Below are 21,678 nucleotides of genomic sequence, written 5' to 3'. Positions count from 1 at the left end.
CGCCCGCGGCAATCACCTCGGCCAGCGCGGGACGGACATGGCCGTCGCGGCCGATCATCGCTGGCCGAACGCCGCGTGCTGCGGCGACGTCTTTCCAACCCGCGAGCCACCTCCTAAACTCCCCATCGAGCTGCCGGGCGTCCCCTCGCACGGAGCTCGTTTTCATTTCTGCCATCCTGCCGAGTTCCCTTATGGACGCCGCCGTCACCGACACCTCCTTTGGCCACTTCGAGAATGCCGAGCAGATCGCCTTCTGGAACGGTGCGGGCGGCGAGCGCTGGGTGGCGCGGCGGGCGGAGCTCGATGCGATGCTGGCGCCGGTGCAGGAGGCGCTGCTCGCGCGGGCCGCGATCGCGCCGGGCGAGCGCGTGCTCGACGTCGGCTGCGGCTGCGGTGCGACGATGATCGCCGCCGCCGAGAAGGTCGGCGCCGGCGGCAGCGTGCTCGGCCTCGATGTCTCAGCGGCCATGCTGACCGCGGCCCATGCACTCGCGCCGTCGGATGCTCCCGTCAGCTTCGTGCAGGGCGACGCGATGGTGCATCACTTCAAGGCCGCGAGCGCCGATGTCGTGATCTCCCGGCTCGGCGTGATGTACTTCGCCAACCCGGTGCGCGCCGTCCTCAACATCCGCAATGCGCTGCGCTCCGAGGGCCGCGTCGTCTTCGCCTGCTGGGGCGAGCTGCGCGACAACCCATGGGCGCTGGAGCCGCTGCAGGCGGCCTATGACCACGTGCCGAAGCTGCCGGGGCTGCCGCCGCACGCGCCGGACGATTTCGCGTTCGGTGCGAGCGAGTGGGTCGACAAGGTGATGACGGAGGCGGGGCTGCGGCGCGTGCGGCTGGAGCGTTGCGACGTCAGTCTCGACCTCGGCGGCGGCGCCGGCGTCGATGGCGCGGTGCAGACGGCGCTCGCGATCGGCCCTGCCGGCCGCGCGCTGGCCGGCCAGCCGCCGGAGCAGGTCGAGGCCGCGACCGCGGCGGTGAAGAAGGTGCTCGCGCGCTATGCAAAGGGGCCGGGCGTCATGATGCCCGCGGCGTTCTGGATCGCGACCGCAGTCGATCCATAGGCCGGGGACAGAGACCCGACTAGGAAGTTCTGCCCGTCCCGACAAAGCCGCAAGATCGGTCGAGCGTCTCCCGGCGGGGTCCGCTTAGCTGGTGCCGCCACGGAGCAGAGAACGATGAAGGCGGCGCTGCAGAGCTACCATGCCCGGATGCAACGGGTGCTCGATCACATCGACCGGCATCTCGACGATGATCTGGATCTGGACGCGCTGAGCAGCATCGCCGCCTATTCGAAGTACCATTTCCACCGGCAGTTCACCGCGACCTTCGGTCTGTCTGTGCATCGCTACGTCCAGCTCGCCCGCATGAAGCGGGCGTCATATTTGCTGGCGTCCAGCGATGCGCAGAGCATCACCGATGTCGCGATGGAGGCCGGCTACGATGCGCCGGATGCTTTCGCCCGCGCCTTTCGGCAGAGGTTCAAGCAGTCGCCATCATCGTTCCGGAAATCTCCCGACTGGGAGCCGTGGCTTGCGGCCTTCGGGCCTCTCGACGATGCGAGGAGCAAGCTGATGCAGACCACCTTCACCCCTGACGACGTGACGATACGCGACGTGCCGACCACACGCGTGGCCATCATCGCGCATCGCGGCGACCCCGCGACGCTCGGTGCCACGATCCAGCGCTTCATCGCTTGGCGCAAGGCCGCCGGCCTGCACCCCAGCACGAGCCCGACCTTCAACGTCTGGCGCTCCGAACGGCGTCCGGCATCGCCCGCCGACTACAGCGTTGACCTCTGCGTCGGAACTGACGGGCCCATCGAGGCGAATGGTGAGCAGGTCAAGGCCGGCGAAATCCCCGGCGGGCGCTGCGCGGTGCTGCGCGTCGTCGGCCACACCCACAATCTGGAGCCCGCCGCGCTCTATCTGTATCGCGACTGGCTCCCCGCCAGCGGCGAGGAGGCGCGCGACTTCCCGATCTATTGCCAGCGGCTCAGCTTCTTTCCCGAAGTGCCGGAGCACGAGACCGTCGCAGATCTGTTCCTGCCATTGAAATAGTCGCTGCAACCGTCGGTGGAATGTAGTTGCAGTTCCTGCGAAGCTTAGCGTGCACTTAGAGCGGTTCCAGTTCCGCGCCGGAACCGCATTCGCGCCTATGCGTTAATGCTGTGATCCAAAACGAGGGGAGCCACACCCTTGCATTGAACCTGCGTGTCGATGCGCGGACCAACCTGATATTCGTCTCGGAGACGAGTCGCTTTTTAGGAATTTTGGATCGGTCTCGGGGTTGTCCCGAAGGCAGCTTTTATCGTTGAAGGAGGCGCGTATGGTCCTCAAGACTTTGAAGGTCTCATTGTCTGTTTTTGCCGCTGCAACATCCGTGGTGTCGCTGTTCGCCGTGAGCTGGGTCGGTCTCGCGCTGCTGGGCTATTAGTTGTTAGTCGAGCAGGTTCCAGCTGTTTTGTAGAACGTCGTGCATAAGGCTCTTCGCTCCAGACGTCCCTAGCTCCGCAGACCGGTGCGAAACCGATCCAACTGTGATTTATGTCACAGACGTTCGGACTGGCATTTGATGATCTCCCGATTATCCTGCCTGCGCTGGAAATCGGGGGAAGAAGGCATGACTGCGCTGCGGTCCGTCGCCGTGCTACTGTTGGCGTTGTGGATCGGGTGCGGCGCCGCGCACGCCGAGCGTAGGGTTGCGCTGGTCATCGGCAACTCGGCCTATCGAAACGTCGCGAAGCTGACCAATCCGGCCAATGACGCCGCCCTCGTGGCGAAGATGTTCAAGACCGCGGGCTTCGAGTCGGTCACCAGCAGATTCGACCTGAATATCAACGAGATGCGCAAGGCGCTGCGGGAGTTCGCCGCAAAGGCCCGCGACGCGCAGCTGGCCGTGATCTATTACGCCGGGCACGGCATCGAACTGGACGGCATCAATTACCTCATTCCAACCGACGCCACGATCGAGAGCGATACCGACGTGCTCGACGAGGCGCTGTCGCTCGATCGCATGCTGGTCGCAGTCGAACCCGCAAAGCAGCTTCGGCTCGTGATCCTCGATGCCTGCCGCGACAACCCGTTTGCGAAGACGATGAAGCGGACCATGGCGTCACGATCGATCGGCAGAGGCCTTGCCAAGGTCGAGCCCAACGCGCCGAATACGATGATCGCCTTCGCGGCCAAGGCCGGATCGACCGCCGCTGACGGCGATGCCGGCAACAGCCCGTTTGCGACGGCGCTGGCCGAGCATCTGCCGAAGCCTGGGCTCGATCTCCGGAAGGCGTTCGGCTTTGTGCGCGATGACGTGCTTAGGAGCACAGGCAACAGACAAGAGCCTTACGTCTACGGCTCGCTCGGTGGTGAGGACGTATCCCTCGTGCCGGCACCGGCGATCACCGGCGCGGAGCCGAAGGCGATTGACAACGCGCGCCACGATTACGAGCTGGCGCTTCAGGCCGGCGACAAGGAGGCCTGGGAGGCCTACCTCCAGAGCTATCCGAGCGGCTTCTATGCCAATCTTGCGCGGGTGCAATTGAAGAAGATGGTCGCCGAAGAGGAGCGGCTCAAGGCCGAGCGGCGCAAGGCGACCGAGCAGGCGCGCATCGACGGCGACAAGGTGGCCGCTGCCGAGAAGCGCGCGGGCGACAAGGGCGGCGACACTCAAAAGATGGCCGCCATCGTGATGCCGGCGACGCGTCCGGGACTATCCGACTCCGAACTTGCGACCTCGCTCCAGCTTCAGTTGAGGCGTGTCGGTTGTTTCGATGGTGCCGCCAGCGGCAATTGGGACGATGCCTCCACACGCGCTCTCACCCAGTTCAATGGCTACGCGCGCACCAATCTGGAGACGTCCGCGCCGAGCCTTGCCGCGCTCGAAGTGCTCAAGGCCCGGACATCGCGGGCCTGTCCGTTGTCATGCGAGACCGGCTATCGCACAAATGGCGAAAGTTGCGTCAAGATCGTTTGTCAGGGCGGATCGCAGCCGCGGGCCGATGGCAGCTGCGAACCAACCGAGAAGTCTGCGGTGAAGCGCGACAGCGTGAGAACCGAACCCCCGCGGCGATCCTTGCCCGCGGCGGTCGATTTGAGCGGGCCGCAGCCTGGTGAGCCGCCGTCGGGCACTATTCCGCTCGGGGCCCGCGTGACGATTCAAAGCAGCGCCTGCGGGCCCGGAAAGGTGCTCGAACTGATCGGCGGCTCGAACCGAGCTAACATTCCGCGGCAACGACGTTGCGTTGCCGCGAATTGATTGCTTCGGGTCAGGCGAACGCCTTCTCCACGGTCTCGATCAGCACACGGAACGATTTGTCGTGACGCGTGATCGGCGGGATCGCCCTGCTGATGCCGAGCAGCTGATAGACCGCCATCTGCGCGGCGCGCACCGAATATTCCACCGTGAACACGACGTCGTCGGGGATCTCGACGAACTGGCTGACGAAGGCGAGGTTCTTCGAATTCGCCGGCACCGGCAGCGGCCGGTCTGTTCGGTTGCGCGGCATGAACATGCTGGTGATGTAGGGCAGGCGGCACGGCACGCAGGTCGCGTCGGAGAACACCGAGAGGTCGAAGTTGAGATGGCCGCACAGCTCCTTCAGGATCTCGGCGCCGCCGCAATCGGCCATCGCCTTGGGCACGAAATTGCCGATGCGGTCGGGATGCAGCGCGTAGCCCCAGAACACCTGCACATTGTCGGGCTGATCCGCGAAATGCGGCTGGTGATACAGCACGACCGACATCAGCCAGTTCGACTCGGTGAAGGTGACGAGCCCGCCGGTGCCGGCGGCATTGCCGCTGAACGCCTGCATCGCGTCGAAGAAGCGCGCGTTACGGCAGGTGACGGTGAAGGACTCCCAGCAGGATTCCGGAATCGATGAGTTGAACGCGGCGGGATTGCCGAACTCGGGACGGCCCTTTGCGATCTTCTCCCACAGCGCCCAGCCCTGGCTGTCCTGCTTGGTGAGCCGCGGCGGCGGCGCGTCCTGCGTGCCCAGGCTGGTCGCATCGGTCATCGAGCCGTTCTGCAGGAACACGAGGTCGTCGCTCGACAGCGCAATCGTCTCCGGCTTGCCGCTGCGATCCAGCATCAGGCGCTTGACTACATGCTTGCCGCCTTCGCTCGCGATCTCGATGTCGGTGACATCGACGCCGCCCGCGAAATTCACGCCATGGCCTTCGAGCCATTTGACCAGCGGCACCACGATCGCGTCGTACTGATTGAACACGGTGCGCTTGACGCCGGCCAGCGTCTCGATGCGCGGAAACTCGTTCATGAAGCGATGCAGATAGCGCTTGAACTCGACCGCGCTGTGCCAGGGCTGGAACGCGAACGTCGTCTGCCACATGAACCAGAAGTTCGTGGTGAAGAACGCCGGCGACAGCCAGTCGGTGATGCGGGAGTTGCCGAGCTTCTCCTCGGAGGCTTCGGTCAGCCGGACGAGCTCGAGCCGGTCCTGCACCGAGAAGCCCATGGTCGAGACGTCGACCTTGTGGCGGTTGCGGTCGACCAGGCGCGCCTGCGAATGCGCGACATGCGCCTTGTTGAAGGCGAGCGTCTCGTCGCGCACGCTGCGGCTGGGATCCGCCCCGCCGGGGATGGTCGAGAGCAGGTCCCAGGTGCATTCATAGTGATCGGTGGTCAGCATGCGACCGCCGCGCAGCGAATAGGAGCCGTCGGGCAGCTTGGCGCCATCGAGGCTGCCGCCGAACGGCAGGTGCTTCTCGAAGATGGTGATGTCTTCTCCCGCGACGCCGCCGTCGCGGATCAGGAATGCCGCGCCCGCGAGGGCGCCGACGCCGCTGCCGATGAAATAGGACTTCATGATGCTTCACCCGGATCGTTTATTGCGGCCCGGGATTAGCCGCGGGGTTCCGCAGGGGAACTGATCCAGGTCAAACGGCTCCGCGCGGCGTGATCACGATCTCGCGCGTGGCGCTGGTGGCGGCGCGCGAGAAGGCGAAGCGAGGGGATGCCGTATGAAGGCTGCGATCTGCAGCCTTCAGGCGAAGGATTTGATCGCCGACTGCAACAAAACCTTCAGCGATTTGTCATAGGGCGTGACCGGCGGAATGGCGCGGTCGATCTTCATGAGCTGATAGACCGCGTGCATCGCCGCGCGCACCGAGTACTCGATGGTGAACACGGCGTCCTCCGGCAGCTCGACGAACTGGCCGATGAAGGCGAGGTTCTGCGAGGTCAGCGGCACCGGCAGCGGCCGGTCGCCATAGCTGCGCGGCATGAACATGCTCATGATGTAGGGCATCCAGCACGGCACGCAGGTGGCGTCCTCGAACACCGAAAGCGGGAAGCGCAGATGTCCGCACAGTTCTTTCAGGATCTCCGCGCCGCTGCACTCGGCCATCGGCTTTCCGACGAAGTTGCCGATGCGGTCGGGATACAGCCCGTAGCCCCAGAAGATCTTGATGTTGGCAGGCTGGTCCGGAAAATACGGCTGCGTATACAGCACGATCGACATCCGCCAGTTCGAATCCTTGAACGTGACGAGGCCGCCGGTGCCGGCGACGTTGCCGCTGAACGCCTGCATCGCGTCGAAGAAGCGCGCGTTGCGGCAGGTCACGGTGAAGGACTCGAAGCTGGATTCCGGGATGTTCGAATTGAAGATCGCCGGATTGCCGAATTCGGGCCGGCCGGCGGCGAGCTTCTCCCACAAGGTCCAGCCGTGGCTGTCCTCCTTGGTGAGCTGTTTCGGCGGACTGTCATGGCTGCCGAGGCTGGTGGCGTCGGTCATCGAGCCGGCGGTGTAGAACACGAGGTCGTCGCGGGCTAACTCGATCGTGCTGGGCGCGCCGTTCTGCGTCAGCACCAGATGGGTGGCGCGATGCCGGCCGTTCTCCGTCGCCAGCGCGATGTCGGTGACATCGGTGCCGCCGACGAAGTTGACGCCTTGGCCCTCCAGCCAGCGCAGCAGCGGCTTCACGATCGAGTCGTTCTGATTGTAGACGGTGCGCTTGACGCCGCCGAGCGTATCCATCATCGGAAATTCGTTCATGAAGCGGCGTAGATAGCGCCTGAACTCGACCGCGCTGTGCCACGGCTGGAAGGCAAACGTCGTCTGCCACATGTACCAGAAGTTCGTGGTGAAGAACGGCGGCGACAGCCAGTCGGAGATCAGCGCATTGCCGAGCTTCTCCTCCGACGCTTCGGTGAGCCTGGTCATCTCGATGCGGTCCTGCATGGAGAAGCCCATGGTGGAGACGTCGACCTTGTGCCGGTTGATGTCGACGAGCCGCGCCTGCGCATGCGTGACGTGCAGCTTGTTGAACATTTCGGTCTCGCTGAGGATGTCCTCGGACGGCTGCGAGGCGCTCGGAATGGTCGACAGCAAATCCCAGGTGCACTCGTATTGCTCGGTCGTCAGCATGCGGCCGCCGCGCATCGAGTAGGAGCCGTCCGCGAGCCGGGCGCCGTCGAGGCTGCCGCCATAGGGCAGGCGCTTCTCGTAGATGGTGATGTCGCGCCCGGCCACGCCGCCGTCGCGGATCATGAATGCCGCGCCTGAGAGAGAGCCGATGCCGCCGCCGATGAAATAGGCTTTCATGAGATCGATCCGTTGATGAAAAAGAATGAAAAAAGAACAGAAAAAATCGGCGAGAGATCGCAACTGACGATCGCTCAAGGACCGACCTGGGCAGGTTAGCTCAAAGTGGTGGATTTGTCCCGAATGCGTTGAAGTCGTCGACGCGGATACGCGCCTGGCAGACAGCGATCCGACGCTCGGATCGTCTAGGGTCCGGTCTGGGCACCGCCGCATCCAATGTTGCCAGGAGACGAGCGCCACGCCGCCATCTGCTCCGCGTCCGGCTCAGGACGGTTCCCGGAACGTCAACGTGCTCAACGGTTTGACCAGAGGCTTCGATCCGCTGGATCAAGCCCCCCCGGGGATGCACAGGAGGAGCCTTCATGAAGCTCATGACGATTGGACTGGCGACCGCGATGGCGTTGACCGGCGGCGTGGCGATGGCCCAGAGCACGGGCAGCGGCGCGACCGTGGGCGGCTCGGCGGCCGTCGGCGGAACGACGACGCCGGGCTCGGCAACCGGCAGCACGACCACGCCAGGCACCACCACCGGTCTCGGGGCCGGCAGCCCGAACTACAATGCCGGCGGCGCCGCGGCCGCCGCGAACAGCAATCTCAATCCGTCGGGCAACAGCCTGCTCAATCCGTCGCCGAGCGGCTCGACCTTGACGCCATCGGGCGGCGGCACCGGCCGCTGACAGCGAACGGTGCGCAAGCCATCTCACGGGGCCTCGTGCCATCAGGCACGGGGCCTCGTTGCGTCAGCAGCCACGGCCCAAGCGATCAGATCCCGAGCAGCCACACCGCGACGATGGTGCCGATGACAGCAATCCCGCTGATCGTCCAGCCGGTCAGATAGGCACCCTCGTCCTGCACGACCGGATCTGGGATCGGCGTGTGCCAGTGCTTCTCCTGCCAGTGCCCCTGTTGGTACGCCATGCGAACCTCCTCGAGCCTGTCTCCCCAAGATTAAGTCGGAGGCGTTAGCGCAAGGTTCAACCCCAGGATGAGATCTTTCGATCGTGCACTGCAATGTCGGCCGAAGCCATGGCGGGCCGGGCGCGGCGAAGCACCGGCGTCAACGACATCCGCCGAGGGCATGCCAACGCCGCGGGACAAGTCAGTGGTTGATGTCGTTTGTCCGGCGCGGATCAATGCCCTGCCATGTGCCGGCCGATCTCGGTGAGGTCGGCCTCGCCCGCGACGGTTTCGTAGACCAGTTGGCCGTGGAACATCACGACGAGACGGTCGGACAGCTCGAGCAGTTCGTCGAGATCCTCGCTCACCAGCAGCACGGCAGCGCCGCGGTTGCGGGCGGCCATGATCTCGGCGTGGATCTGCGCGACCGCCGCGAAGTCGAGGCCGAAGCAGGGATTGGCGGCGATCAGCACCTCGACGTCGTGGCCGAGCTCGCGCGCCAGCACCGCGCGCTGCACGTTGCCGCCCGACAGCGCCGAGATCGGCGTATCCGGCGTGCGGGTCTTGATCTTGTAGCGGTTGATCTTGCTGGTGGCGTCCTTGCGGAACGCCGACTTGTTGAGCCACCAGCCGCCGCTGGCGAACGGCGCGCGGTCGAACTCGCGCAGCGCGATGTTGTCAGCAACGCTCATGCCGCCGACGCAGGCGTTCTTGAGCGGCTCCTCCGGCAGCAGCGACATCTTGTGCCGGCGCATCTCCTCGCGGCGCGCGGAATAGGGCGCGCCCGAGACCCGGACGGCGCCGCTTTCGGCCTCGCGCTGGCCGGCGAGCACCTCGACCAGCTGGCGCTGGCCGTTGCCGGAGACGCCGGCGATGCCGACGATCTCGCCGGCGCGTACGGTGAGCGAGAGGTCCTGCACGGCGAGGCCGCCGGCGTCGTCGCGCGCGACCAGTCTCTCGACCTCGAGCCTGATCCTGCCGGCCTCGCCGGTGCGCGACGGCTGCACCGTGAGCTGCTCGGCGCCGATCATCATCCGCGCCATGTCGTCGGGCGTCAGCTCACTGACCTTGCCGCGGCCCGCGAGCTTGCCGCGGCGGAGAATGGTGACCTCGTCGGCGAACGCCATCACCTCGCGAAATTTGTGGGTGATCATCAGGATGGTCAGCTCGCCGGCCTCGACCATCTTGCGCAGCATGCCCAGGACTTCATCGGCTTCGCCCGGCGTCAGCACCGAGGTCGGCTCATCCAGGATCAGGAAGCGGCGCTTGAGATAGAGCTGCTTGAGAATCTCGCATTTCTGCCGCTCGCCGGCGGAGATGTCGGAGACCTTGGCATTGAGCGGCACGCGGAACGGCATGCGCGCCAGGAACGCCTGCAGCTCCTGCTTCTCCTTCACCCAATTGACCACCGCCGGCACGTCGTCGCGCGCCAGCACCAGGTTCTCCGCGACCGTCATCGCCGGCACCAGGGTGAAGTGCTGGTAGACCATGCCGAGGCCGAGCGCGTGGGCATCCCTGGGGTTGCCGATCGCGCGCGCGCGCTCGGCGATCAGCACGTCGCCCTCGGTCGGGCGGTAGTAGCCCATGATGCATTTCACGAGCGTCGATTTGCCGGCGCCGTTCTCGCCGAGCAGCGCGTGGAACGAGCCGGGCTTCACCTTCAGCTCGACATTGTCGAGCGCGGTGAACGCGCCGAAGCGCATCGTCATGGCGATGGCCTCGACGCCGAATGCAGCCGTTGGTGTCGGATCCTCGCCGATCACGACAGCGCCTCGATCAACGCCGAGGAGGTCGCGACCGCGCCAAACACGCCGCCCTGCATCTTGATCATCTTCAGCGCGTGGTCGTGGTTGCTTTGATCGGTGGCGCCGCAGCAGTCAGACAGCAGCACGCATTCGAAGCCGCGGTCGTTGCCCTCGCGCATCGTGGTGTGGACGCAGACGTCGGTCGTGATGCCGGTCAGCACGATGTTCTGGATGCCCTTGAGGCGCAGGATCAGCTCGAGGTCCGTGGCGCAAAATGAGCCCTTGCCGGGCTTGTCGATCACGATCTCGCCCGGCGCCGGCGCGAGTTCGTCGATGATCTCCCAGCCCGGCTCGCCGCGCACAAGGATGCGGCCGCACGGGCCGGGATCGCCGATCCCGGCGCCGATCTGCTGCGAGCGCCAGCGCTTGTTGGCGGGCAGGTCGGAGAGATCGGTGCGATGGCCCTCGCGGGTGTGGATGATCAGGAAGCCCTGCGCGCGCATCAGGGTCAGCAGCTTCTTGATCGGCTCGATCGGGGCGCGGGTCAGCGAGAGGTCATAGCCCATCTTGTCGACATAACCGCCGACGCCGCAGAAATCGGTCTGCATGTCGATCACGATCAGCGCGGTGTTCTCCGGGCGCAGATCGCCGTTGTAGGGCCAGGCATAGGGCTCGGAGCGGATGGTGCGCGCGGTCATGGGCAGTCTCCCGGAGATCAGCGGGTAATGGACAGCTCGGCCGGCGCGCCGCTCAGGGTGCGCTTCGGCGAGCAGGTGATGATCATGATCAGCAGCGTCAGGATGTACGGCGCGGCGTTGAACAGATGATAGCCGGAGGTGACGCCGACCGATTGCAGCGCCGGCCCGAGCGCGGCGGCGCCGCCGAAGGCCAGGGAGGCCCACAGGCACAGCATCGGGTCCCAGCGTGCAAAGATGACGAGCGCGACGGCGGTGATGCCCTGTCCTGACGACAGGCCCTCGTTCCAGCTGCCGGGATAGAACAGCGACAGGAACGAGCCGCCGATGCCGGCGAGGAAGCCGCCGGCCATGGTGGCGCGCAGCCGGATCGCCAGCACCGAATGGCCCATCGCACGCGCCGCGTCGGCGCTCTCGCCGGCGGTGCGGATCAGGAGCCCCCAGCGTGTGGTCTTGAACGCCCAGAACAGGACCGGCGCAAGCACCACGCCAAGCAGGAACAGCACGTTGATGCGCAGCGCGGCGCGCACCTGCGGCACGTCGCTCCACCAGCCGAAATCGATCGCCGGCAGCCGCGCCGCGGTCGGCTCGATCAGCGGCTTGCCGAGGAAGAAGGCGAGCCCGGTGCCGAACAGCATCAGCGAAATTCCGACCGCGACGTCGTTGACGCGCGGCAGCGAGCAGATGCCAGCGTGCAGCGCCCCCAGCAGTGCGCCGGTGAGGCCGGCGGCGAGCACGCCCAGCCAGGGCGAGCCCGAGAGATAGGAGATGCCATAGGCGCTCATCGCGCCCATCACCAGCGTGCCCTCGAGGCCGAGATTGATGCGGCCGGAGCGCTCTGTGATGCACTCGCCGAGGCTGACGAACAGAAACGGTGTGGAGACGCGGATCGCGCCGCCGAGCACCGCGAGCGGCACGGTCCAGAGTCCGATGTTGCCGTCAGCCATGTCTCACGACTTTCATGTCTCACGACTTTCCCTTGAGGAAGCCGATGCGCCCATACAGCGCGTCGCTCGCCAGCACCGAGATGAAGATGATGCCCTGCAGCACCTGCACCGAGGCGTCGGGCAGGCCGAGCCGGCGCTGCAACAGGCCGCCGGAGGCATTGATGCCGCCGAGCAGGATCGCGACCGGAATGATCGCCAGCGGATTCTGCCGCGCCAGGAACGCCACAAGAATGCCGGTGAAGCCGTAGCCGACCGCGAGATTGGCGTTGGTGCGGCCCTGCACCGCGGCGACCTCGACCATGCCGGCGAGGCCGGCGCAGGCACCGGCGAGGAAGCAGACGGTGAGGATCAATTTGCCGACGGAGAGACCCACGATCTTGGCAGCGCGGATGTTGCCGCCGGCGACGCGCGCGGCGAAGCCGAAGGTGGTGTGATAGATCAGCACATAGGACGCGATCGCCAGGATCAGTCCGAACACCAGGCCCCAATGCACGTCGGTGCCGGGAATGGTGCCGATCATGTTGGCGGCGCCGATCTCGCGCGTCGACGGCTTGTTGAGGCTCGCCGGATCGCGCATCACGCCCTCGACGAGATGGTTGAGGATCGCGAGCGCGATGTAGACCAGCAGCAGGCTGGAGATCGTCTCGTTGACCCCGCGATACTGCCGCAGGCCGCCGGACAGCAGGATCCACAAGCCGCCGCCGGTCATGCCGGCGATTACCATCGCGGTCTGCACCACGAGCGGCGGCATGCCCTGCAGCGCCAGTGCGGCCGACGTCGCGGCCAATGCACCGATCAGGAGCGCGCCTTCGCCGCCGATGATCACCATGCCCAATTGCGCGGGCAGGGCGGTGCACAGCGCCGTGAGGATGAGCGGCGCGGCGCGGCTCAGCGTGTTCTGCCAGGAGAACCAGGTGCCGAACGCGCCGTAATACATGTACCAGTAGAGATCGAGCGGGTTCTTGCCGAACAGCGCGACGAAGATGCCGAACAGGATGAGCGCGGCGACCAGCGCCGCGCCCGGAATGAGAATGTACTCAATGCTCGCGCCATGACGCTGCAGAAAGCCCGCCTCCGCGGCTGGCGCGATGGCGGCCGCATCAACCGGATCGGCCGCCTCCGTGGTCACGACGTCGCTCCGATCACGCCCTCGACCAGGTAGTCCATCTTTTCGAGCTCGGGATCCTTCTGGCCGCGCTCGGTGCCCGCGGTGATCACCGTGTTGCCCTTGTTGTCCTTGATCGGGCCCTTGAAGATCGTATAGCCGTCGCCGAGGAACTTGGCCTTGATCTCGTCGGCATGCTTGCGCGCCTGCTCCGACACCGCCTCGCCATAGGGCGACACCTTGACCAGCTCTTCCTTGAGACCGCCGCGATAGAAGTTCGGAATGCTCTCGCCGGCGGCCAGCATCTTGACGAACTTCGGATACAGCGCCTCCCAGTTCCATTCCGCACCGGTCAGATAGGCCTTCGGCGCCAGCGGCGACTGGTTGACGTGATAGCCGGTGACGAAGGCGCCGCGGCGCGCCGCGTTCTCGACCATCGTCTTCGGACCGTCGACATGGCAGGTCAGCACGTCCACGCCCTGGTCGATCAGGCTGTTCGTGGCCTCGGCTTCCTTGACCGGCATCGACCAGTCGCCGGTGAAGATCACCTGCGTGGTCGCCTTGGGATTGGCGAGCCGCGCGCCGAGCGTGAAGGCGTTGATGTTGCGCAGCACCTGCGGGATCGGTTTGGCGGCGACGAAGCCGAGCTTGCCGCTCTTGCTCGTATAGCCGGCGACGATGCCGGCGATGTACTGCGCCTCGTCGATGTAGCCGAAATAGGAGCCGGCGTTCTTCGGATCCTTCTCGCTCCAGAGACCGCCGCAGTGCTCGAAGCGCAGCTTCGGGTACTTGTTGGCCATCTTGATCATGTGCGGATTGTAGTAGCCGAACGAGGTCGGGAAGAGCAGCGTCGCGCCATCGAGATTGATCATTGACTCGATCGTCTTCTCGACCGCGTCGGTCTCCGGCACCTTCTCTTCTTCGATCACCTTCAGCCCGGGCAGCTTCTTCAGCGCCGCGGCGCCCTGCGCATGCGCCTGGTTGTAGCCGTAGTCGTCGCGCGAGCCGACATAGATAAAGCCGATCGTCGTCTCCGCGGCGAAGGCCGGCCGCAGGCCCGCGGCTGCGCCCAGCGTCAGCGCCGCGCCACCCTGCAACAGATGCCGTCGCGAAATCCTGCCAAAGTCCATTGGTGTGCTCCCTCGGCGAGCCCTTGGCCCGCTCCTGTCATCTCGGCTTCACCGTCACGGCGGAGCCTCGCGAACGAACCTTTCAAGCTTTGTGCCAGGGTCGGGACGCTGTGGAGGCTCAATAAGCCACTGAAATCCTGGTGATTTGCGATTGGTGAGATGTTGGGCAGAATCTTTGATCGCTAGAGATAAGCTTAATTATTGAGCAATCGTCTTCAATTGTATGCAACGCGTTCGGTCCCGCAGAACCGGCACGATGGTGCGTCGACGCTTTTCCCGTGCGCTGACGTTCTCGCGTCGAGGGGGCAAGGGGCGCACCGACATCTGCTCTGGTCATTGACCCCAGACGCCCTAAGCTCGCGGCGCGTTCCGCCAAGAGAACGTGCAAGCGAACGAGGAGTCGCCGCGGCGGCATCGGCCGTCACGCGGCAGAGCAGGGAAGGAAGTGCGTCCGATGAAGGATTTCGCCGGCAAGATCGCCGTGATCACCGGGGGCGGCACGGGCATGGGCCGTGAGCTCGCCCGTCAGCTCGTTGCCGAGGGCTGCAACGTCGCGATGTGCGACGTCTCCGCCGAGGCCATGGCCGAGACCAAGCGGCTGTGCGAGGCGGAGAAGCTGCCGCAGGGACTGCGGGTCACCGCTCATGTCGCCGACGTCTCGATCGAGGCGCAGCTGCAGCGCTTCCGCGACGAGCTCATCGAGCAGCAGGCCACCGACAAGATCCATCTGTTGTTCAACAATGCCGGCATCGGCGGCGGCGGCAGCCTGTTCAGCAACAGCCGCGAGCAGTGGGAGCGCACCTTCAACATCTGCTGGGGCGGCGTCTATCTCGGCGTCCGCACCTTCCTGCCGCTGCTGCTGAAGGCGGACGAAGCGCACATCGTCAACACCTCGAGCGTCAACGGCTTCTGGGCCTCGGTCGGCATGGGCGTGTCGCACACCGCCTACAGCGCCGCGAAATTCGCCGTGAAGGGCTTCACCGAGGCGCTGATCAACGACCTCCGCCTCAACGCCCCGCACGTCAAGTGCTCGGTCGTGATGCCCGGGCATATCGGCACCTCGATCGTGTCGAACTCGCGCAAGATGCAGAGCGGAGGCACCTCGGACGAACTGAGCGAGACCGAGATCGCCCAGGCGCGCCAGCGCATGAAGGGCATGGGCATCGACGTCTCCGCCATGAGCGACCAGGACATCCAGGCCGCCGCCCGCGAGCGCGCCCGCAGCTTCCTCGAGGAGGCGCCGACGACCGCGGCGCAGGCGGCGAAGATCATCCTCGACGGCGTCAAAGCCGAGCAATGGCGCATCCTCGTCGGCGAGGACGCCAAGCTGCTGGACATGCGCGTGCGCCAATCCCCGGAGCAGGCGTATGAACCGGAGTTCTTCCAGCGCTTCGTGCAGGAGGCTGGCTGGAAGCTGGGGTAGGGGATTAGTTAGTTAGGGAGCAGCCTCCAGCCGAGGAGACGGTGAGCTCCCCTCCCCCTTGCGGGGAGGGGTCGGGGGCGGGGGTCCACGAGTCCCGCCGCTTATGATGAGATCAGACTGCCATGGATGACAGTGAGCGATCTTTCGCCCAGCGAATGCGCGCCGAGCCCACCGAAGCCGAACGCGCCCTCTGGCAACGTCTGAGGAATGATATCAAGCTGGCCGGCTCTCACTTCCGCCGCCAGGCCCAGATCGGGCCCTTCATCGTCGACTTCGTCAGCCGTAAGGCTAAGCTCGTGTTTGAAGTCGATGGTGGCCAGCATGATTGGCAGCGGAAGAAGACGCTGCACGCACGCGACAGATCGAAGCGATGGGATATCGCGTTCTTCGCTTCTGGAACAACGACGTGCTGGGAAATATAGACGGTGTACTTCACGAAGTTCAGCGTGCGTGGACCCCCACCCCCGACCCCTCCCCGCAAGGGGGAGGGGAGACGAGAGCGCCGCGCCGTCCCCGCAGAACGCGGAGACTAAGCAAAGCGTAGCAGCGCGAACGTCATCAAGCGCGGGCCGGCTACGCCGCAGGACGTTTCGACGAGTCAGTTCGTCAAATGGCTTCCTACCGCGACGACGCCACGCGATACGCCATACGCGTATGGCTCGGGCAATACGGCAGGCCGTCGATCGGCTTCGAGCCGCAGAAGCAGAAATCGTCTGCGCCCGGGGTCGAGATCGGCCAGCGGCAGCGTTCCTTGGAGAGCTCGAACAGTGAGCAGCCGTTCTCGACGGGGCCGGCGGGCGGCTCCTCGATCAGGATCGGCGGCGGATCGTTGGTCACCGCGCGCAGGATGCGGCGGCGCAGCTTCGGCACGGGACGGCGTGAACCGTCGCGGGCATTCTCGGCGCGGACCACGCGCCTTGTGTCGCCGCCATTGTCGCGCGTCAGCGCGAGGCGGGAGATCTTGCCGATCACGGCATTGCGGCTGACGCCGAGCTCGGCGGCGATCTCTCGGCAGGTCAGCCCGGCCTCAAAGTGCTGCTTCAGGGCCTGGAGCCGTTCCTCGGTCCAGGTGGGTTGGGTCTGTCGTTCGGCGGGCATTGTGTCGCTTCCAAGTTTGATCCGTCCTGGATCGTCCTGGCCGACGGCTGCACCCGAAACTGTCTCCGCTTGACGTGTCCCTGTTACGCCCGTCCGTTGTCGCGAATCGACAGCAGCCCATCCTTGATGGCGAGCCGGATGCCTTCCTCGATCAACGTTCTGCAGACACCCGGAACGCTGGTGCCGTGGGTGCCCTGTTTCACGAGCTTTTCGAGATAGCCAATGGTTGCCAGGGCCAGGGTTACGGGGATGCGGTCAGTTTCGGCTTTTTCCGTCGCCATGCTGAAAAGCTAGTCCGTAACCGGGGTACAGAAAAGTAACTTTTTAGACTCTATTAGGAATCCACTAGGTTGTACAGCGGCCTGGGGATAAGTGGTTAAGACATTGAATTATAAACAAATCTGACGAATCGGGGCGGTCGTGGCGGTGACTCTCCGCCCGCTCGGCGAGTCCGGGCCCGGATTGGCACGGTACACGAGCGGGTGGAGAGGATTCGCGCTTCAACTGGCGGGACTCATTCCGCGGCGGTTCCCGGGCCGATCAGCGGCGTCAAGCAGAGGGCGCATGGCAGCCGCCGACCAGGACGGCGATCGCGCGACGGCAGCGCCTTCGATCGTTATTTCGATTATCCAGAAAATACTGCTTTCGTTTTTCCGGAAGATGTGCTCTATAGTGCACATCCCGCCTCACTCGGTAGGGGCGTAGCGCGCGATCGTCACGACACGCGAGGCGGGGATGCGATGGCTGCGATCGAGCCGCAGCGTGTCCTTCTGGGATGCGCGGACGAACGGCTCGTTGCGGACGCAAAAGCGTGTGGTCCTGGCGCCCCGAAGCTGGCGCCAAGTCCGCGGGTGATGATGATCCCGCCGACGACGGTGGCTATCAAGCCGGACACCGGGGAGAGCGCGCCATAAGCGTGAAGACCATCGCGCAGGGAAGGCCGGGCGTACTCGGCTGCACCTGTGGTTCTGCCGCCTGCATTTTTCTCGCAGGCGGGCCGCAGGCGTCAGCTGACGCCTGGCCTTCCCTGCGCCCTCCGATGTTTGAGAGGGCGAGATCTGCAGCATAACCCGGGCAGCATCTGCCGCGGGAAGGCGCACCAATGGCGCAACATCATCGGTGTCGTCCCGGGCTTGACCCGGGACCCATAACCACAGGAAGCAGGTGGTGGCACGCTCGTCGACGATCAGGCCCAACAACACGGGCCGGTGGTTATGGATCCCGGGTCAAGCCCGGGACGACAGCGGAGCGAGTCGCGCGCGCACGGGCCATACGGCACTCACCCGTGCACGACCGCCTTCGCGATCATGCAATGAATGCCCTTGGAGCCGTTGACGGTCTGCGTCACCCGGAGATCGGCGGCGAGGCTGCACAGCGTATAGGCGTCCTCGCGCGACAGATTGCGCTTCTCGCCGAGCAGCACGATCATGTCGCGCAGCGCCTTGACCACGCATTGGTCGAGGTCGGGGTCCATCGCCATCGTCATGTAATGCGTGGCGGTCTCGGCGCGCGGATAGTCGAATTTCAGGTCCTTGCGCACCGTGAGCCGGAAGCGCCCCTGCAGCGCGGTCTCGATCGCGGTGACGCAGACCTCGCCGTCGCCCTGCACGCCATGGCCGTCGCCGCAGGAGAACAGCGCGCCCTGCACGAACACCGGCAGGTACAGCTTCGCGCCGGCGCCGAGCTCCTTGTTGTCGAGATTGCCGCCCATCGCGCGCGGGATCAGCGAGGTGATGCGGCCCCAGGCCGGCGGCGGTGCTACGCCCATCACGCCGAAGAACGGTGCCAGCGGCAGCTCCAGCCCCCAGGGCAGCTTGCCGACCATGCGCTCCTTGTCGAGCGGGATGTTCAAGAGTCGGCTGTCGTGGAAATCGTCGGGCAGGGTGCCGGCCAGCGGCCGGATGAAATTGTAGCCCCAGTCCTGGCGCAGCCGCACGTCGAGGATGTCGACCTCGAGCACGTCGCCGACCTCGGCGCCCCTGACCGCGATCGGGCCGGTCAGGATGTGGCCCGGCACCATGCGCTCGGACCTCGCATGGACGTCGAACAATTCCGGCGGCACGTGGAATTTGCTGGTGTCCGGCAGCACGTCCGGTCCGCCGCTGATGGTGTCGATGGTGACCTCGTCGCCGCTGTCGACCGCGAGCACCGGCTTCAGCCGGGATTCGAAGAAGCCCCAATGGCAGGTCTCGGGGCTGGCGTGCAGATGGTGATGGGCCATGATGCTCTCATTGTTGCCGGTTCTGATCCGAGCATAGCGCATCGCACGGCGTTCGCAGAGAGATGGCGGCGCATGGCCGCTGTCGTGTATGAGGGCGGCCGTGACACCTCATCCCGCGCCGGAGCCCGGAATGTTTTTCGTCCTGTCGAAGACGCTCGGCCTGCTGGCGCTGCCGACCAATTTCATGATCGCGCTCGGTCTCGTTGGCGCCATCCTGATGCTGACCCGCCTGGCCGTGCTCGGCCGCCGGCTGGTGGTGTCGGCCATGCTGCTGCTGGCGATCGCCGGGCTGTCGCCGCTCGGCAGCCTGATGCTCTACCCGCTGGAGAGCCGGTTTCCGATCTGGGACCCGGCCAAGGGCGCGCCGGACGGCATCATCGTGCTCGGTGGTCCCGTCGATTCCGATCTCTCCGTGATGTACGGCATGCCGGTGACGGTGGCGGGCGCCGACCGGGTGATTCAGGCGGCGGCGCTGGCGCGGCGCTATCCCAATGCGCGCGTCCTGTTCACCGGCGGCAGCGCCAATTTGATCGCGACGGAGGCCAAGGAAGCCGATGTCGGTGCCGAGATCCTGCTCAGCCTCGGCGTCGCCAAGGAGCGGCTGCTGCTCGAGCGGCAGTCGCGCAACACCTACGAGAACGCGATCTTCTCGAAGGCGATGCTGGCGCCGAAGCCCGGCGAACGCTGGCTGCTGGTGACCTCGGCCTATCACATGCCGCGTTCGGTCGGCCTGTTCCGCAAGGCAGGTTTTCCGGTCGAGCCCTATCCGGTGGATTGGCGCGTCGGCCGCGTGCTCGATTTCGACGGCGTCTCGCTGCTCGGCTTGCGGCGCACCGACATCGCGGTGCGCGAATGGATCGGGCTCCTGGCCTACCGCCTGCGCGGCCGCATCGACGATCTGTTTCCGGGACCGGCCTAGTCGCCCGTCCTGCTGAAGCCTGCCGCCTTTGCTGCGAGCTCATCGCGCACGCGGGCAACGACCGGCTCGAAACGGCGGCTCGCATCCTGCCGGAACAGCCGCGCGCTCGGATACCATGGGCTGTCGTCGCGATCCCTGAGCCAGCGCCAGTCGGCGAGATGCGGCAGCATGATCCAGGTCGGCCGTCCCAATGTCGCAGCGAGATGCGCCGGGCTGGTGCAGACCGTCACGACGACGTCGAGGCAGGACATGAGCGCCGCCGTCTCGGCGAAGTCGGTCAGCTCGGTGGTCAGATCGCGGATCCGGCTCTCCTGCGCGAGCAGCGCCTGGTCCGCGGATCGCAGCTCCTTTTGCAGGCTGATGAAATCAGCGTCGACCTCGAGCAGCGGCAGCAGCGTCGTCAGCGGCATGGAGCGGTTGCCGTCATTGGCCTGGTGCGGATTGCCCGTCCAGACCAGGCCGACGCGCAGACGATCATGCGTGCCGAGCCGCTGCTCCCAGGCCGCGATACGATCGGCGGGCAGCGGGGGCAGATAGTTGGCGGACGGAATCGTGTCGAGCGTGGTGCCGAAGGCGAGCGGCAGGCTCAGGATCGGGCAGTGCATGTCGAAGGCCGGCCGCTGCAGGTCCGGCGTGAAGGCAAGGCACTGCGACACGCCCTGGACGCCGGCCATCAGCGGCCGCAGCGCCTCGCGCACGACCAGGATCACCTTGGCGCCGCGCGCCGCGACCATCGGCAGATAGCGCGCGAACTGGATGTTGTCGCCGAACCCCTCGTCCTCCTCGATCAGGATGGTCTTGCCGGCGATGTCCTCCTTGCCGAGCCATTTCGGCTGAACGAAGCGCGGATAATCCGGCGAGAAACCCGGCGTGTTCCAGCGCGCCTCGCGATGCGCCCAGCCGGAGGCGTAGTCGCCGCATTGCAGCTCGACATGGGCGAGCTGCCATTCGGCCTTGGCGTTGCCGGGCTCCACGACGAGGATCCGGTGATAGACCTCGGCCGCCTCCTCGAACCGCAACGACTGCAGCAGGGCAAAGCCCTTGTTGTGCAGCACGTCGACGAAATCCGGCCGCGCCGCCAGCGCCTGATCGAACCATCGCAGCGCCTCGGCGTTGCGGCCGAGCCGGACCAGCGCGTCACCGACATTGTTGCAGGTGATCGGATCCCCCGGCGCGAGCGCCTGCGCCCGTTCGGAATCCGCAAGATAATCGTCGTAGCGCTTCAGATCGGCAAAGCATTTGGCCCGCATCTGCAGGGCCGGCAGATCGTCCGGCTGCTGAGTCAGGCAGACGGTGAACGCCTGCACGGCCTCTTCGAGGCGCTGCTGCTGTCGCAGCAGCATCCCGCATTGCCAGGCGGCGTCGCGATGACCGGGATTGATCGTGAGCGCCTGCTGATAGCTCAGCAGCGCCTCGGCGCCGCGATTCTGCGCCAGCAGCACGCTGCCCATGTGTTTCCACAATTCGGCATCGTCGGATTTCAGCTGAATGGCCTTGTCGAACACGGCCAGCGCATCGTCGAGCCGCCCCATCTGCTTCAAGGTGAAGCCGAGGCTGGTGAGATAGTCGATCTTCGGGCTCTGCCGGATGGCGCGCGAGAACCAGGCCACGGCGTGGTCGAACTGGCCGCTCTGCAGCGCGATGATGCCCATCAGCGCCAGGCTGTCGGCGTGGTTCGGATCGGCGGCGAGGGCCTGCTCGCAGCACATCTGGGCGTCGAGCAGACGGCCACCGCCGAGATGGGTGAGGCCGGCCTCGTAGAGCGCCGCGGGCGACAGCACCGCTGTTCCGCCCGGCCCGGGCGTCGCGCTGGTGGCGCCTTCCTTCCGGTCGCTGCGGCTCATTGCATGGTCCTGCCTGAGGAAACGAAATTGATAAGTGATTCCTGGGGGATCGAGAAGGATCATGGTAAGGCGGACGAGCCTCGAGGGAGC

The 21,678-nt window shown here is 65.7% G+C and carries 18 protein-coding genes and 1 pseudogene; 7 read left to right on the top strand and 12 right to left on the bottom strand.

From position 1 onward, the window contains the following. The first annotated feature begins 191 nt into the window (after positions 1-191). The 3 genes from ACQR1I_RS16470 (at position 192) to ACQR1I_RS16460 (ending at position 4,257) form a co-directional block, all read left to right on the top strand. Positions 192-1,067, top strand: coding sequence for a class I SAM-dependent methyltransferase (locus ACQR1I_RS16470; protein ID WP_434866905.1), 876 nt, complete (start codon positions 192-194; stop codon positions 1,065-1,067). Between the two features lie 114 nt (positions 1,068-1,181). Beyond that, a complete protein-coding gene (locus ACQR1I_RS16465; RefSeq protein WP_434866906.1) occupies positions 1,182-2,063 on the top strand; it encodes an AraC family transcriptional regulator in 882 nt (293 codons plus the stop codon). Between the two features lie 562 nt (positions 2,064-2,625). Continuing rightward, positions 2,626-4,257, top strand: coding sequence for a caspase family protein (locus ACQR1I_RS16460; RefSeq protein ID WP_434867418.1), 1,632 nt, complete (start codon positions 2,626-2,628; stop codon positions 4,255-4,257). Between the two features lie 10 nt (positions 4,258-4,267). On the opposite strand, the gene ACQR1I_RS16455 is transcribed toward ACQR1I_RS16460, so the two are convergent. Further along, positions 4,268-5,827 (bottom strand): oleate hydratase, encoded by a 1,560-nt coding sequence (locus ACQR1I_RS16455; protein WP_434866907.1) that lies wholly within the window; start codon positions 5,825-5,827, stop codon positions 4,268-4,270. Between the two features lie 177 nt (positions 5,828-6,004). Continuing rightward, positions 6,005-7,573 (bottom strand): oleate hydratase, encoded by a 1,569-nt coding sequence (locus ACQR1I_RS16450; RefSeq protein WP_434867419.1) that lies wholly within the window; start codon positions 7,571-7,573, stop codon positions 6,005-6,007. 353 nt (positions 7,574-7,926) lie between these two features. Between ACQR1I_RS16450 and ACQR1I_RS16445 the strand changes: the two genes are divergently transcribed. Next, complete coding sequence (locus ACQR1I_RS16445) at positions 7,927-8,241, top strand: hypothetical protein (protein ID WP_434866908.1); 315 nt, start codon at positions 7,927-7,929, stop codon at positions 8,239-8,241. 85 nt (positions 8,242-8,326) lie between these two features. Here the strand turns inward: ACQR1I_RS16445 and ACQR1I_RS16440 are convergent, their stop codons facing one another. The 6 genes from ACQR1I_RS16440 to ACQR1I_RS16415 all read right to left on the bottom strand — a co-directional run bounded on the left by ACQR1I_RS16440 (position 8,327) and on the right by ACQR1I_RS16415 (position 14,083). After that, the gene (locus ACQR1I_RS16440) at positions 8,327-8,482 is read right to left on the bottom strand and encodes a hypothetical protein (RefSeq protein ID WP_434866909.1); all 156 of its coding nucleotides are present in this window, start codon (positions 8,480-8,482) and stop codon (positions 8,327-8,329) included. A gap of 212 nt (positions 8,483-8,694) precedes the next feature. Beyond that, positions 8,695-10,170 (bottom strand): ABC transporter ATP-binding protein, encoded by a 1,476-nt coding sequence (locus ACQR1I_RS16435; RefSeq protein ID WP_434867420.1) that lies wholly within the window; start codon positions 10,168-10,170, stop codon positions 8,695-8,697. A 50-nt stretch (positions 10,171-10,220) separates the two neighbouring features. Continuing rightward, a complete protein-coding gene (biuH, locus tag ACQR1I_RS16430) occupies positions 10,221-10,904 on the bottom strand; it encodes a biuret amidohydrolase (protein ID WP_434866910.1) in 684 nt (227 codons plus the stop codon). A 17-nt stretch (positions 10,905-10,921) separates the two neighbouring features. Continuing rightward, positions 10,922-11,848, bottom strand: coding sequence for an ABC transporter permease (locus ACQR1I_RS16425; protein ID WP_434866911.1), 927 nt, complete (start codon positions 11,846-11,848; stop codon positions 10,922-10,924). A 19-nt stretch (positions 11,849-11,867) separates the two neighbouring features. After that, entirely contained in the window at positions 11,868-12,977 is a 1,110-nt protein-coding gene (locus ACQR1I_RS16420; RefSeq protein WP_434866912.1) for an ABC transporter permease, read from the bottom strand. Further along, complete coding sequence (locus ACQR1I_RS16415) at positions 12,974-14,083, bottom strand: BMP family ABC transporter substrate-binding protein (RefSeq protein ID WP_434866913.1); 1,110 nt, start codon at positions 14,081-14,083, stop codon at positions 12,974-12,976. Before ACQR1I_RS16415 ends, ACQR1I_RS16420 begins: the two co-directional genes overlap by 4 nt. 454 nt (positions 14,084-14,537) lie before the next feature. Here ACQR1I_RS16415 and ACQR1I_RS16410 point away from each other — a divergent pair, with 454 nt between their 5' ends. Both ACQR1I_RS16410 and ACQR1I_RS16405 read left to right on the top strand, forming a co-directional pair. Then, entirely contained in the window at positions 14,538-15,506 is a 969-nt protein-coding gene (locus tag ACQR1I_RS16410; RefSeq protein ID WP_434866914.1) for an SDR family NAD(P)-dependent oxidoreductase, read from the top strand. A 122-nt stretch (positions 15,507-15,628) separates the two neighbouring features. Then, positions 15,629-16,050, top strand: a pseudogene (locus ACQR1I_RS16405) (endonuclease domain-containing protein). 74 nt (positions 16,051-16,124) lie between these two features. Here the strand turns inward: ACQR1I_RS16405 and ACQR1I_RS16400 are convergent. From ACQR1I_RS16400 to ACQR1I_RS16390, 3 genes are all read right to left on the bottom strand, one after another. Further along, a complete protein-coding gene (locus ACQR1I_RS16400) occupies positions 16,125-16,604 on the bottom strand; it encodes a GcrA family cell cycle regulator (protein WP_434866915.1) in 480 nt (159 codons plus the stop codon). Positions 16,605-16,687: 83 nt separating this feature from the next. Further along, positions 16,688-16,885: a hypothetical protein gene (locus ACQR1I_RS16395; protein ID WP_006614936.1), complete on the bottom strand. Its 198-nt coding sequence runs from the start codon at positions 16,883-16,885 to the stop codon at positions 16,688-16,690. A 998-nt stretch (positions 16,886-17,883) separates the two neighbouring features. Further along, complete coding sequence (locus tag ACQR1I_RS16390; RefSeq protein ID WP_434866916.1) at positions 17,884-18,825, bottom strand: acetamidase/formamidase family protein; 942 nt, start codon at positions 18,823-18,825, stop codon at positions 17,884-17,886. A gap of 130 nt (positions 18,826-18,955) precedes the next feature. Between ACQR1I_RS16390 and ACQR1I_RS16385 the strand changes: the two genes are divergently transcribed. After that, complete coding sequence (locus ACQR1I_RS16385; RefSeq protein ID WP_434866917.1) at positions 18,956-19,744, top strand: YdcF family protein; 789 nt, start codon at positions 18,956-18,958, stop codon at positions 19,742-19,744. Here the strand turns inward: ACQR1I_RS16385 and ACQR1I_RS16380 are convergent. Continuing rightward, on the bottom strand, positions 19,741-21,588 hold the full coding sequence (locus ACQR1I_RS16380; RefSeq protein WP_434866918.1) for a tetratricopeptide repeat protein: 1,848 nt from the start codon (positions 21,586-21,588) through the stop codon (positions 19,741-19,743). The genes ACQR1I_RS16385 and ACQR1I_RS16380 overlap by 4 nt on opposite strands. Positions 21,589-21,678: the final 90 nt, after the last annotated feature.

Source organism: Bradyrhizobium sp. HKCCYLS2038 (assembly GCF_051167655.1).
Lineage (GTDB): Bacteria > Pseudomonadota > Alphaproteobacteria > Rhizobiales > Xanthobacteraceae > Bradyrhizobium.
The sequence above is the reverse complement of the archived record's forward strand: the minus strand, read 5'-3'. Positions and strand labels throughout refer to the sequence as shown.